General features: G+C 56.7%; 11 protein-coding genes. 7 read left to right on the top strand and 4 right to left on the bottom strand.

From position 1 onward, the window contains the following. The first annotated feature begins 37 nt into the window (after window positions 1-37). Entirely contained in the window at window positions 38-919 is an 882-nt protein-coding gene (locus C1Y41_RS16990; RefSeq protein ID WP_104085933.1) for a LysR family transcriptional regulator, read from the top strand. Window positions 920-923: 4 nt separating this feature from the next. On the opposite strand, the gene C1Y41_RS16985 is transcribed toward C1Y41_RS16990, so the two are convergent. Together C1Y41_RS16985 and C1Y41_RS16980 are read right to left on the bottom strand one after the other, a co-directional pair. Next, window positions 924-1,817, bottom strand: a complete 894-nt coding sequence (locus C1Y41_RS16985) for an ABC transporter six-transmembrane domain-containing protein (RefSeq protein WP_104085932.1) — start codon at window positions 1,815-1,817, stop codon at window positions 924-926. A 144-nt stretch (window positions 1,818-1,961) separates the two neighbouring features. After that, a complete protein-coding gene (locus tag C1Y41_RS16980) occupies window positions 1,962-3,917 on the bottom strand; it encodes a methyl-accepting chemotaxis protein (protein WP_104085931.1) in 1,956 nt (651 codons plus the stop codon). Window positions 3,918-4,195: 278 nt separating this feature from the next. Here C1Y41_RS16980 and C1Y41_RS16975 point away from each other — a divergent pair, with 278 nt between their 5' ends. Then, on the top strand, window positions 4,196-4,792 hold the full coding sequence (locus C1Y41_RS16975; RefSeq protein WP_104085980.1) for a TetR/AcrR family transcriptional regulator: 597 nt from the start codon (window positions 4,196-4,198) through the stop codon (window positions 4,790-4,792). Here the strand turns inward: C1Y41_RS16975 and C1Y41_RS16970 are convergent. Next, complete coding sequence (locus C1Y41_RS16970) at window positions 4,775-5,467, bottom strand: aspartate/glutamate racemase family protein (RefSeq protein ID WP_104085930.1); 693 nt, start codon at window positions 5,465-5,467, stop codon at window positions 4,775-4,777. The two genes, C1Y41_RS16975 and C1Y41_RS16970, sit on opposite strands and share 18 nt — an antisense overlap. 212 nt (window positions 5,468-5,679) lie before the next feature. On the opposite strand from C1Y41_RS16970, the gene C1Y41_RS16965 reads away from it, so the two are divergent. The 4 genes from C1Y41_RS16965 (at window position 5,680) to C1Y41_RS16950 (ending at window position 10,042) form a co-directional block, all read left to right on the top strand. Continuing rightward, complete coding sequence (locus C1Y41_RS16965; protein WP_104085929.1) at window positions 5,680-6,942, top strand: DUF2254 domain-containing protein; 1,263 nt, start codon at window positions 5,680-5,682, stop codon at window positions 6,940-6,942. A gap of 90 nt (window positions 6,943-7,032) precedes the next feature. Then, a complete protein-coding gene (gene betT / locus C1Y41_RS16960; protein WP_104085928.1) occupies window positions 7,033-9,027 on the top strand; it encodes a choline BCCT transporter BetT in 1,995 nt (664 codons plus the stop codon). Window positions 9,028-9,126: 99 nt separating this feature from the next. Then, window positions 9,127-9,612, top strand: a complete 486-nt coding sequence (locus C1Y41_RS16955) for a DinB family protein (protein WP_104085927.1) — start codon at window positions 9,127-9,129, stop codon at window positions 9,610-9,612. Next, entirely contained in the window at window positions 9,605-10,042 is a 438-nt protein-coding gene (locus tag C1Y41_RS16950) for an ASCH domain-containing protein (RefSeq protein WP_104085926.1), read from the top strand. Before C1Y41_RS16955 ends, C1Y41_RS16950 begins: the two co-directional genes overlap by 8 nt. A gap of 48 nt (window positions 10,043-10,090) precedes the next feature. Here the strand turns inward: C1Y41_RS16950 and C1Y41_RS16945 are convergent, their stop codons facing one another. Beyond that, entirely contained in the window at window positions 10,091-10,660 is a 570-nt protein-coding gene (locus tag C1Y41_RS16945; protein ID WP_158249874.1) for a DsrE family protein, read from the bottom strand. A gap of 200 nt (window positions 10,661-10,860) precedes the next feature. Here C1Y41_RS16945 and amyA point away from each other — a divergent pair, with 200 nt between their 5' ends. Next, window positions 10,861-12,339, top strand: a complete 1,479-nt coding sequence (gene amyA, locus C1Y41_RS16940) for an alpha-amylase (RefSeq protein ID WP_104085924.1) — start codon at window positions 10,861-10,863, stop codon at window positions 12,337-12,339. Window positions 12,340-12,364: the final 25 nt, after the last annotated feature.

The following is a 12,364-nucleotide window of genomic DNA, read 5'->3' as shown; positions in this document are numbered from 1 at the left end:
CAATAGCGAAAGCTGCCAGCTTTGAGACGTTTTTGATATGGAACTGCGCCATCTGCGTTATTTTGTTGCCGTTGCCGAAACGCTGCACTTTACCCGTGCAGCTGAGATGCTCGGTATTTCTCAGCCACCGTTAAGTCAGCAGATCCAGCGTCTGGAGCATGAGATAGGGACGCCGCTGCTGAAGCGCCTGACGCGCGGCGTTGAGCTGACGGAAGCGGGGCGCGCATTTTTGCCCGATGCGCTGCAGATTGTGCAGCTGGCAGACCACGCGCTGGAGAAAGCGCGCGGCGTGGCGCGGGGAATGAGCGGTCAGATGTCGCTGGGTTTTGCCAGCTCCGTTGCGTTTGGCACGCCGGTGTTTGAACTTATCGGGCGCTTCAGAGCGCGCTATCCGGCGATGGAGCTTATCACCCGCGAAGAGAATATGGCGCTGCTGATGCAGGATCTGCGTGACGGCCTGCTGGATGCCGCGTTTATCCGCCTGCCGTGCGAAAGCAGCAAAGCCTTCAATCTGCGGGTTATCTCGACTGAACGTATGATGATTGCGCTGCCGGCCGGGCATGCGCTGAGCCAGCAGGCAAGCCTGGCGCTGACGCAGCTGGCGGAAGAGACGCTGATTATGTTTCCGCGCGAGGTGGCGCCCAGCCTCTATGAGCTGATTGTCAGTACCTGCCTGCGCGCCGGCTTTTGCGCCAGTCGCTTTCAGCAGGCGCCGCAGATCGCCTCTTCGCTGGGTATGGTCGCGGCCGGCAGCGGCATTGCGCTGGTGCCTGCCTCGCTCTGCTGTATCAGCAATCCGCAGCTGCGGTTTTGCGAGATCGAAAACAATACGCTGTTTACGGATATCGCGTTTGCCTGGCGGCGTAATCACCCCAGCAGAAGCGTGCTGCATCTGCTGAGCCTGGTCAGCGAAGGGTGACGGATCAGACCTGACCGCTGTTTACCCGGCGTCCGATATCCTTCAGCTGAGAATATTTTTCCAGCAGCTGAGGAGCGTCATCAAGGCTCATGGCAAACATCCACATATAGGTCATGACAGAGTAGACGTGACCCGCCTCCACGCCGCCTCTCAGGCTCATCACCAGGATGGTACTGCCAAACAGCAGTGCGGCTACGCTGCCGATGGCCAGATAGCCGAACGCTTCGCGATCGGAGAGGCAGATCCGCAGCCGGGCCAGGACGCGATAGTGCCGTACCAGCGGTGAGGCGGACGCGTGACTCACCATATCGACCTCTTTTTCCAGCCGGTTATTCAGGCGCAGAAACAGCTGCTCATTCTTACGTGTGAATCCTTTCAGGAACAGCGCAAAAAACAGCAGAATGCCGAGGCACGCCACGCCTGACCAGAACTCAATCAGCAGCAGCATACCCGCCGCGCCGGCGATGGAGGCTACTGAGGTGATCAGCACCGGCAGATGCTTTTCAAAAAAGTCGACAAACTCACGTGACAGCGTCACCCGGGCGGCCACCATGGAGGCGCGATTGTTTTCACGCCGCTGAGCGAGGATCACCGGTACGGCCATTTCTGCATAAATGCGGGCAAAGGTGCGGGTATCAACGCTGCGTCGTGCGGCACCAATCAGCCACATAACCAGTACCATCACGGCATAGAGCACCGCATGCAGCGCGTTACCCGCCAGAATGGCGTTGACGGCAAAACCCGCCAGTAGCGGGTAAAGCAGATAGAGTGCGTTTTCGGCAACCACCAGCCCGAGCGTAATAATCAGTTTTTTACTGTGGCGCATTCCCAGCATTTTAAGCATGGCGGCCGCGCCTGTCGGAGCCAGCTGAGGATGTTTTGCACTGAGGGTTTTCATAGATTCATCTGAGGTTATTAAATATTTGAGCGGTTGCTCAAATTGAGAGTGAGTCTATTTGAGCAACTGCTCAAAGTCAATCTGCTGTCAGGCTGAAACCGGAAGAATCGGGCGCAGCCAGTCGTGCGCCCGGGGGAAGACAGATTAACGTTCGGCCGAAAGCTTTTGCAGCACTTTCAGTTCGTCAACGGCGGCCTGCATCGCATCCATACCGGCCGTCATCGTGCGCAGGCTCTGCAGCTGTTGTGAAATGTCAGCCCGTTCACTGCGCGTCTGCTGGCTCATGGCTGCGATAGCATCCGCCGCGTGCAGGCTGCGATCGGCCATGTCACTGGCGGTCTGCACCGTATGACTGGCCACGCTGCGGATGCGGGAAATGGTGCCGACGGCGTCGCTGATATTGCTGGCGGTCGCTTCCGCCTGCTCTTTTGACGAATGCGCCAGCCGCCGGACCTCGCCGGCGACCACGGCAAAGCCGCGCCCTGCTTCGCCTGCGCGTGCGGCCTCGACGGCGGCGTTCAGCGCCAGGATATTGGTCTGAAACGCGATGTTGCTGATGCCGTGTGTGATGACATTAATGCCATCAGAGATCCGCTCCAGATCGTCCAGACCTTCACCCAGCTGACTTTGTGCCTGCTGACTTTCGCTGGCAATGGCGCTGATTGCGCGGATGCTATTCTCTGCCATGCTCAGCGTTTCACTCTGGCTGTGCGTCGCCGCTTCCAGCGCCGGCAGCGCCTGTACAATGGGCGCCAGCTCCTGCTGATAGCTGACCACGCGCCCCAGCACCCGGGTCTGAATGCCGTTCAGCGCCTCCCAGCGGCGCAGCGCGCGCTGTGCGTAGTGCGCGGCATATCCGGCATACTCTACCGGAAACTGCGCCATCGCCTTCACGTCGCGGTTGAAAAATACCAGCGCCGAGAGCGTCTGATTAATCGGCACGCCGAGAATTTCACCAAAGCTGGAAAACCCGGCCGCCGGAATGCCTTTAAAGAAATGTGCGCTCTGCAGGGCGTTCAGATTTCCCTGCCGCCGCAGAATGCAGTCATTCATCATCACAGCGGCGGGCCTGCCGTGGCGTGAGACAAACTTTTCCCAGTCCTGCAGCGTCGTCGCTTTGAAGTCGCGCTCCTGCATCAGCCAGAGGCGGTCGCCAAATTCCAGATCGCAGAAGAAATACACCCGCCCGGCCTCGATTTTCGCAACCGAGCGTATGAAATATTCATCGCCGGCTTTAACAGCAAACGTCAGCCCCTGCAGACGCTGACTCAGCTGCTGTTCACTGCAGCCAAGCTGCTCTGCCAGTGCGGCAGTGAACGGCTGCTGCTGTCCCTGAGAGGTAAAGACAGAGGTCACGGTACGCGTCAGCGGATCGGCCTCGGCGATCAGCCAGCTTTTATCCAGCGGCGTAAAATTCTGGCTTTTGAACGGTGCAAATGATTTACCGGCCGCCATGCGGCAGAACACCACCACCGCTTTCCCCTGCAGCACCCGTCCACCTGCACCTATCCACGTACCATCAAACGTCACGCGCCCGCCTGCAGAACCGCCGATGGCCAGGCAGGGAAAGCGGCCGCTGTTATACCAGGCCTGCATAAAAAAGCCTTCTGAGGCAGATAAGCCGTCGCAGTAGATCATCGCAAAGGTGCGATCGGCAGAGAGCGGCATACGCAGCTGAAGGGCGGCCAGGTCGCGCTGGATGGCGCTGATACGGTCGGTAACGCTGTGCGTATCCTCCAGATGCAAATCGATGATATGCGTTTCATGTTCAGCGACCAGTGAATCAGGCAGCCAGAGCCAGCTGCCCTCCTGCCCGTTACCGTCACAGTAGGTGCTGTGTTTACCGCTGGCGCTCAGCGCGCCGTTGGATGACAGCGTAATGACCGTTAAGGCGGCGGAATTGAAACGTTGCCATGCCTGGCTGACGCGATAAAAGTCCGCTTCCGGTGGCACGAAGGTCAGTAAAATACCGGCCGCGCGCGAGGAAAGACCTATATCACCCGGCGACGCAGGCAGGTTCTGGCAATCAAAGAGACCATCTGAAGGCTGAGATCGTGCGTTAAAACGGGCGCGGCTAAACATCGTCTTCATTAAAGACATATTCTTATATTTCCTGCTGTAAGCTGTTGCGCACTGAAAATGCGCATCCTGGTGTGGTTAAAAGAGGGCTAAAAGCAGGGTCCGTTCGCAATCAGAACTCATCATTGAGTGACCGCTGCTGCACGCTGATCTGTGCAGAAGCGGACCAGGGTTATCGACCTGTCGGGCACAATCTTCAGCAATTGCTGTTATAGACCACACCAATGGTTAAACGCTGCAATCGCCGGCATATCTGCTACCATGCGCCCTGTATTGTGGCCGGAATGCAAAAAGCGCAGATGAAGAAAAATACCGACGAGTTAAAGCACCGTATTCTTGATACCGCTGTGGCGCTGTTTATTGAAAAAGGCATTGCTGGCGTCACGACCCGTGACGTCACCGAGCAACTTGGCCTGTCGCGCAGCCATATCTATCACTACTTCAGTAACTGGCAGGCGCTCTCGCTGGCGGCGCTTGAGCGCTTTATGGCGCAGGAGATCGCACAGTTCACGCGCGAAGCTGAGGAACTGGCACCGGAACAGCAGCTTCTCCGGCTGGCAGAGATCTACCTGCCCGATAGTGTGGATGCAACGTGGAAGCTCTACGATTCACTCTGGCAGATGGCGGCGAACAATGAGGTCTGGGCCGCACTCGCTGAAAAGAATATCGCCAGCTGGAGCGCACTGATTGGCGGTATGATCCAGCAGGGAGTGGAGCAGCAGCGCTTTCACACCGCTGATGCAGCCCGGGTGACCCGCCAGCTCAGCGCTATGCTCAATGGTTACGCTGAGGTGCTGAGCATCACTCCCTCAGCAGAGAAGCATCGGCAGGCGATGATGGATATCACCGCGTTTATCCGGCTGGCGCTGCGGCCGGCCTCAGGGGGCCAGCGCTAACGCCAGCGCCGCTTCGCAGTGGATCTGCGTGGTATCAAAGACGGGAACCGACACATTACGCGGATTAAGCAGCATCCCGACCTCGGTACAGCCGAGGATCATGCAATCCGCGCCCTGCGCTACCAGCCGTTCAGCCACCTGCTCAAACGCCTCGCGGCTGGCTGTCGTGGTGATATCTTTGCACAACTCATCATAAATAATGTGGTGCACTCTGGCGCGATCGTCGTTGTCCGGGATAAGCGGCTGCAGCCCGGCCGTTTCCAGCCGCTGACGATAGAACTGCTGTTCCATGGTAAAGGCGGTGGCGATCAGGCCCGGCGCGCGCAGTCCCGACGCTACGATGCGCTCAGCGGTAGCATCGGCGATATGCAGCAGCGGAACAGCGACATCTTTCATCATGATGTCAGCCAGTTTGTGCATAGTGTTAGTGGCCAGCACGATAAAATCTGCGCCGCCGCGTGCCAGCGCGTGCGCCTCTGCGTTGAGGATCTCCCCGGCCGCCTCCCACTGCCCGCTCGCCTGCAGCTGCTCAATGCGCGCAAAGTCGAGCGATCGAATCAGCAGCTCCGGCGAGTGCAGGCCACCCAGCTGCTGGCGCGTCAGCTCGCATAGCTGACGATAGTAGGTTTGCGTTGAGGCGGCAGACATTCCGCCCAGAATACCAATGGTTTTCATCGTTTGTGATTTTCCTTCTCTGCGCTGCCAGACAGCTATGCACGCTGCGTATATATCGACTATGGTGTTTTATCGCACACTCAAAGCGACGATGTCATTCGCAGGCTCACTTTTTCCAGGATCATCAGCGCTATTCGCCTCTGTGCTGCAGCAAGCCTCCTGATGCCGGCTGAGGTGCGCCTGACGATCGGTGTATAACAACAGAGAACACAATGTCCAAAACACAATGGTTACTGCGCCAGCTGACTAAACAGCTCTGGTTTCGCAGCTCGCTTTTTGCGGTACTGGCGGTGATCACCGCGCTGGTGGCTATTGCGGTGAAACCGTTTATTCCTGCCTCCGTATCGGGCCTGATTGGCAGTGAAGCCGTAGATGAGATTCTGGCTATCCTCGCCTCCAGTATGCTGGCGGTGACGACGTTTTCGCTGAATATCATGGTGACAGCCTATAACTCCGCGAGCAGCAGCGTGACGCCGCGTGCTACCAGTCTGCTGATGGAAGATCGCACCACGCAGAATGTGCTGGCGACGTTCATCGGCTCCTTTCTCTACAGCCTGGTGGGGATCATTGCGCTGGGTATGGGCGCATACGGCACACAGGGGCGGGTGGTGCTGTTCTTTGTGACGCTGCTGGTGATCGCCATGATTGTGATCACCCTGCTGCGCTGGATCCAGCATCTCGCTAATTTTGGCAGCCTGGGCGAAACCTCTCAGCGTGTCGAGCAGGCGACCCGCGCGGCGCTGACTGAACGATTGCAGAACCCCTGTATGGGCGGCTCGGCCTGGCAGGGTGATCTGCCCGCCGCGGCACGACCCCATCCGCTTCTGCCAGAGAGTATTGGTTACCTGCAGCATATCGATTTGCAACGGCTTAACGACCGGGCAGACGCGCAGCAGGTGCATCTCTATCTGGCTGCTCAGCCCGGCAGCTTTGTTCATCCGGGATCGCCTCTGCTATGGTGCACCCAGCCGATGTCTGAAGAAGATCAGCACCATCTGAAGAGTGCATTTACCATCGGTGAGCAGCGCTCTTATGAGCAGGACCCGCGCTTTGGCCTCTGCGTGCTCGCAGAAATCGCCTCACGCGCGCTTTCCCCCGCAGTTAACGATCCCGGCACCGCCATAGATATCATTGGCCGGGCTGTCAGACTATTCGGCCTCCCTGTTCCTCCGGCTTCTGATGAAGTAGCCTGGCCGCGCATATTTATCCGGCCCGCCCAAATCAGCGATATGTTTGATGATGTGTTCACCGCCATCGGACGCGATGGCGCAGGATTGGCTGAGGTACAAATTCGTCTGCAGAAATCGCTTCAGGCGCTGGCGCTGATTGCGCCGCATCGTTACGCCGCTGATGCACAGCGCCACTCCAGCCTTGCACTGTCACGCGCAAACATGGCCATGAGCTGCGCAGCGGATAAAACCGCCGTGGAGCGTGCAGCCATCTGGGCGCTTCCGGAAAAAATCTCCTGTGATTAGCCTGGTTTTTAAGCACCTGCTGGCGTTTCGCTTTTACTCTTTCATACTGATTGTTACATTTGGTCTTCATTCACGTTATGCAGGATACTTATGCCAACATCAGAAACGGACATCCAAAAAAAGCGAAGTCAGATTAACCCACCGGTCTTTTTCACTTCAGCCGCCCTGATTTTTATCCTGGTCGCCTTTGCCGCGCTCTTTCCTGAACAGGCGGATACCCAGCTCACCGCCCTGCAGACGTCGCTGTTTGCCAATGCCAGCTGGTTTTATATTCTCGCCGTTGCGCTGATACTGCTGACCGTGATCTACCTGGGGGTGTCGCGCTATGGCGATATCAAACTCGGGCCCGATCACGCTGAGCCCGATTTCAGTTATCACTCCTGGTTTGCCATGCTTTTTTCTGCCGGCATGGGGATAGGCCTGATGTTTTTCGGCGTAGCTGAGCCGGTGATGCACTACATGGCACCGCCGTCAGGCGAGCCGGAAACCGTCAATGCGGCGCGGGAAGCGTTGCGTATCACGTTCTTCCACTGGGGACTGCACGCCTGGTCGATATATGCGATTGTGGCGCTCATCCTGGCCTTCTTTAGCTATCGTCATGGATTACCGCTGACACTGCGCTCAGCGCTCTATCCGATTATCGGTAACCGCATCTATGGCTGGATGGGTCACGCCGTGGATATTTTTGCGGTGATTGGTACGGTGCTGGGTGTGGCTACCTCGCTGGGCTACGGCGTACTGCAGGTTAACGCCGGTCTCAATCATCTGTTTGGTTTACCGGTCAGCGCCACCATGCAGGTGATTCTGATTGTGGTGATCACCGCCCTGGCAACACTGTCCGTTGTCTCCGGACTGGACAAAGGTATCCGTATTTTATCGGAAATAAACCTCGGTCTGGCGGTGCTGCTGCTGATCCTGGTCGGCACTCTGGGGCCGACGGTCCTGCTGCTGAAGTCGTTTGTGGAGAATACCGGCGGCTATCTTTCCGAGCTGGTGACAAAAACCTTCAACCTCTATGCCTATGAGCCTAAATCGAGTAAGTGGCTGGGCGGCTGGACGCTGTTCTACTGGGGCTGGTGGCTGGCGTGGTCACCCTTTGTCGGCATGTTTATCGCCCGCGTATCGCGCGGTCGTACCATCCGTGAATTCGTCACCGGCGTGCTGTTCGTGCCGGCGGGCTTTACGCTGCTCTGGATGACCTTCTTTGGTAACAGCGCAATCTGGATGATCATGCAGCAGGGTGCCACCGATCTGGCGCAGACGGTGATGAGCGATCAAACGCTCGCGCTGTTTAATTTTCTGGAGCATTTTCCTTTCAGCTTTGCTCTCTCCTGCATTGCCGTCGCCATGGTAGTGGTCTTCTTTGTCACGTCCGCGGATTCCGGGGCGATGGTGGTGGATACGCTCGCGTCAGGGGGCACCGATCAAACGCCAGTCTGGCAGCGTATTTTCTGGTCCGCGCTGATGGGCGTCGTAGCCATCACCTTACTGTTAGCTGGCGGCATGAAAGCGCTGCAGTTTGTGACTATCGCCAGCGCCCTGCCGTTTGCCATTATCCTGCTGATGTCGATGTATGGGTTGCTTAAAGCGCTTCGTATCGATGCCTGGAAGCGGGACAGCAAGCAGATTGCGACCATCGCGCCCACGGCTGCACGCAATCCGATTCCGTGGCAGCGTCGTTTACGTAATATCGCCTATTTCCCGAAGCGCTCGCAGGTGAAACGCTTTATGACGGAAGTGATCTATCCGGCGATGGAGATGGTCGAGCAGGAGCTGGCAAAGCAAAATACCCCGTCGCATACCCGTGCCGATGAAGACGATCGCGTGCGGTTTGAGGTGGATCTGGGACAGGAGCTTAACTTCGTTTACGAAGTCCGCGCGCGTCCCTATCTGCAGCCTGCCTTTGCGCTGGCGGGTATGTCAGCCAGCGATAAGGCAGAAGAGCAGAAATATTACCGTGCGGTGGTCTACCTCAAAGAGGGTGGCCAGGATTATGACGTGATGGGCTGGAATCAGGAGCAGATCATCAACGATATCCTCGACCAGTATGAGAAGCACCTGCACTTCCTGCACATCGTGCGTTAGTGACGGCATGACAAAAGAGGAGCCTGGCTCCTCTTTTTTGTTGTTCGGCCACTTTTTTTTGCTGCTATGATGGGCCTCTGCCTTTTTCAGGATGAAACCATGAGCAGCACCCTGACCACCCTTCTCCGCTATAAATTATGGATAGATGCCGCCACCCTGCAGGCAATTTCTGACATTGATGCCGCACAGTTTGCGGAGAAACGTCATCTGGCACTGCGCCTGATGAACCACATCTATGTCGTGGACGCTATTTTCAAAGCCAACCTCACCGGTGAGCAACATGGTTACACCGCACTGAATACCCCTGAAACGCCTGCCGTTGAAGAACTGACGCACGCTCTGTCGGAGACCACTCGCTGGTACCTGAAGCATGTCGCCACGCTTAATGAAGCCGATCTTGCTGAAGTGATCCGCTTTCGTTTTGTGGATGGTGGCGCCGGAGAAATGCAGGCTGAAGAGATGATCAACCATATGCTGTTTCACGGCACCTATCATCGCGGTGCTGTGGGCTGGCTCTTATCAGAATGCGGCGTTACGCCACCGAAGGATGTGCTGACAGTCTTTTTGCGGGATCATAATGCCTAAGATAACTGCTCTTAAAGCGAAATACCCGCAGGCGCTGAGCTGGACGTTTGGTGATTCCCCTGCCCTGGCAGATACGCTGGCGAAACTGATTACAGAGGGCAGGAAAACCGCCACCTGCAGTTCGCTGGCTGCTTTTCAGAACGATGCTGAAGCGCCAACTGTGGGCCGCTACAGCATCGTCCTCGACGGCCGCAATCAGCCGGTTTGCGTGGTCCGCATCGTCAGTCTGCAGCTGATACGCTTCTGCGACGTTACCGAAGCGTTTGCCCGTAAAGAGGGTGAAGGCGATCTGAGCCTCCGCTACTGGCGTCAGGAGCACCAGCGCTTCTTTGAAAACAGTGGCGTTTTCGATGAACGTATGGAGCTGGTGGCTGAAGAGTTTGAGCTGATTGAGGTAGTCGCCTGTCAGGCCAGCATTGAGCGCATCTAGATCTTTATTTTCTCCGCGTAATCTATCTCCAGCATCAATCAGCAGGGATTATTCAACCTGTCCGGCCCCCTGCGTATCCAGCAGCGCGTAACCCTGGTTCTGCAGCGTGGTCAGCGTCGTCAGCGCTGAGGGAGTGCGGATCACGGGGGACGCGACCCAGCGCGGATCGTAATGATGCCAGGCCAGCGCCTGACTGCACAGCGTCACTTTTACACCCGCATCGTTCAGCGCTTTTATCAGCTGCAGGTTAGGATTAGCCGCGCCAAACAGCTTCCGGTAGTGCTGCTCATCCAGCATAGCGGGCGTGGCACCGCCGTTAACCGCCACCACGGCGTCCAGCTGATTAGCCGGCACGCCGGAACGGCCATAAAGATTGATGACGCGCGCCACCTCATTCAGGCCGGGATTGATATCTGCTGCATTGCTGGCCGCCTCGCTCACTTTAAAAACCAGTTTGTAGTGCTGCGTACTGTCGGGCTGAAAAGCCGCGTCAGGGGTGTCATAAAGCTTACCGTAGCCGGCAACGAGCGGCGCCCTGGGCGTATCCGCATGCGCCCCCTGCGTTGCGTAAAGATAGGCGAGAACAATAAGCGAACAGAAAGAGAAATATCGGGTCATGTGCGTTCCGCATAAGCAAATGGCGGGGTCAGCATAAATTAAAAAACGCCGCTGCAAAGCGGCTGGCCTGTTTTTAAGAGTAATGCACATCCCGTGCCGGTCCTGCTGTTGCAACAGCAAAAAGTGCGGTGGCCGCTGAATATTCGCGCGCTTTTCCATTCCCGCTCCATAATTCTTTTGACTATAAACGGAGCCCGGCGATGAAAAATCCAACCCTGTTACAGGCATTTCACTGGTATTACCCCGAAGGCGGCCAGCTCTGGCCTGAGCTGACCGAACGGGCAGCGCATATGAGCGAATCGGGTATCAATATGATCTGGCTGCCACCAGCCTATAAAGGTGCTTCAGGCGGCAGTTCAGTCGGCTATGACACTTACGATCTGTTTGACCTGGGTGAGTTTGATCAGAAAGGCACCGTTGCCACGAAATATGGCGACAAAGCGCAGCTCCATACGGCGATTGAAACGCTTCATCAGCATCAGATTGCGGTGCTGATGGATGTGGTAGTTAACCACAAAATGGGCGCGGATGAGAAAGAACGCATTCTGGTTAACCGCGTCGACGAGCAGGATCGTTCACAGATTCATGAAGAGGTAGTGGAGTGCGAAGCCTGGACGCGCTACACCTTCCCGGTTCGTGCCGGAAAGTATTCAAAGTTTATCTGGGACTATAAGTGCTTCAGCGGCGTTGATCACATCGAAAATCCCGATGAAGATGGCGTGTTCAAGATTGTGAACGACTATACCGGCGAGGGCTGGAACGACCAGGTTGATAATGAGCTGGGCAACTTTGATTATCTGATGGGCTCCAATATCGATTTCCGTAACCGCTCGGCGACGGAGGAGATCAAATACTGGGCGCGCTGGATGATGGAAACCACCCAGTGCGACGGATTCCGTCTGGATGCGGTTAAACATATTCCGGCCTGGTTCTACAAAGAGTGGATTGACCATGTGCAGGAGGTCTCTGAAAAGCCGCTGTTTATCGTAGCGGAGTACTGGTCGTTTGAGCTGGATAAACTGCAGCAGTATATCAATCAGGTTGAGGGTAAAACGCTGCTGTTTGATGCCCCACTGCACATGAAGTTTCATGAAGCCTCTAAGCAGGGCAGCAGTTACGACATGAGCCAGATTTTCTCCGGTACGCTGGTAGAAGCCGATCCGTTCCACGCCGTCACTATCGTTGCTAACCACGATACTCAGCCGCTGCAGGCGCTTGAAGCGCCGGTAGAGGCCTGGTTCAAGCCGCTCGCCTATGCGCTGATTTTACTGCGTGAAAACGGTGTGCCGTGCGTGTTCTATCCGGATCTCTACGGCGCCAGCTATGAGGACACCGGCAGCGATGGCGAAACGCATAACGTTGAGATGCCGGTGATCGACAAGCTCGATCGGCTGATGATTGCGCGCCAGCGTTTTGCACACGGGGTGCAGACGCTGTGGTTTGATCACCCCAACTGCATCGCGTTCAGTCGCAGCGGCACGGAAGATGAGCCAGGCTGCGTGGTTGTGATGTCTAACGGCGACAGCGGAGAGAAAACGCTGACGCTGGGAGAGAATTACGCCGGCAAAAACTGGCGCGATTTCCTTGACAATCGCGACGAGACGATCACCACCAACGAACAGGGTGAAGCGGTATTCACCTGCAACGGCGGCAGCGTCAGCGTCTGGGTTATTGAGTGATATCCGCGCGGGCTGCGCCTCTGGC

This window comes from Pantoea sp. ICBG 1758, from assembly GCF_002928325.1.
GTDB lineage: Bacteria > Pseudomonadota > Gammaproteobacteria > Enterobacterales > Enterobacteriaceae > Pantoea > Pantoea eucrina.
Note: the sequence above shows the minus strand (reverse complement) of the source record. Positions and strands in the feature narration are given on the sequence as shown.

Coding starts and splice junctions, on each gene's coding strand:
- C1Y41_RS16990 (WP_104085933.1), top strand. CDS start 38: ATGGAACTGCGCCATCTGCGTTATTTTGTTGCCGTTGCCGAAACGCTG.
- C1Y41_RS16985 (WP_104085932.1), bottom strand. CDS start 1,817: ATGAAAACCCTCAGTGCAAAACATCCTCAGCTGGCTCCGACAGGCGCG.
- C1Y41_RS16980 (WP_104085931.1), bottom strand. CDS start 3,917: ATGTCTTTAATGAAGACGATGTTTAGCCGCGCCCGTTTTAACGCACGA.
- C1Y41_RS16975 (WP_104085980.1), top strand. CDS start 4,196: ATGAAGAAAAATACCGACGAGTTAAAGCACCGTATTCTTGATACCGCT.
- C1Y41_RS16970 (WP_104085930.1), bottom strand. CDS start 5,467: ATGAAAACCATTGGTATTCTGGGCGGAATGTCTGCCGCCTCAACGCAA.
- C1Y41_RS16965 (WP_104085929.1), top strand. CDS start 5,680: ATGTCCAAAACACAATGGTTACTGCGCCAGCTGACTAAACAGCTCTGG.
- betT (WP_104085928.1), top strand. CDS start 7,033: ATGCCAACATCAGAAACGGACATCCAAAAAAAGCGAAGTCAGATTAAC.
- C1Y41_RS16955 (WP_104085927.1), top strand. CDS start 9,127: ATGAGCAGCACCCTGACCACCCTTCTCCGCTATAAATTATGGATAGAT.
- C1Y41_RS16950 (WP_104085926.1), top strand. CDS start 9,605: ATGCCTAAGATAACTGCTCTTAAAGCGAAATACCCGCAGGCGCTGAGC.
- C1Y41_RS16945 (WP_158249874.1), bottom strand. CDS start 10,660: ATGACCCGATATTTCTCTTTCTGTTCGCTTATTGTTCTCGCCTATCTT.
- amyA (WP_104085924.1), top strand. CDS start 10,861: ATGAAAAATCCAACCCTGTTACAGGCATTTCACTGGTATTACCCCGAA.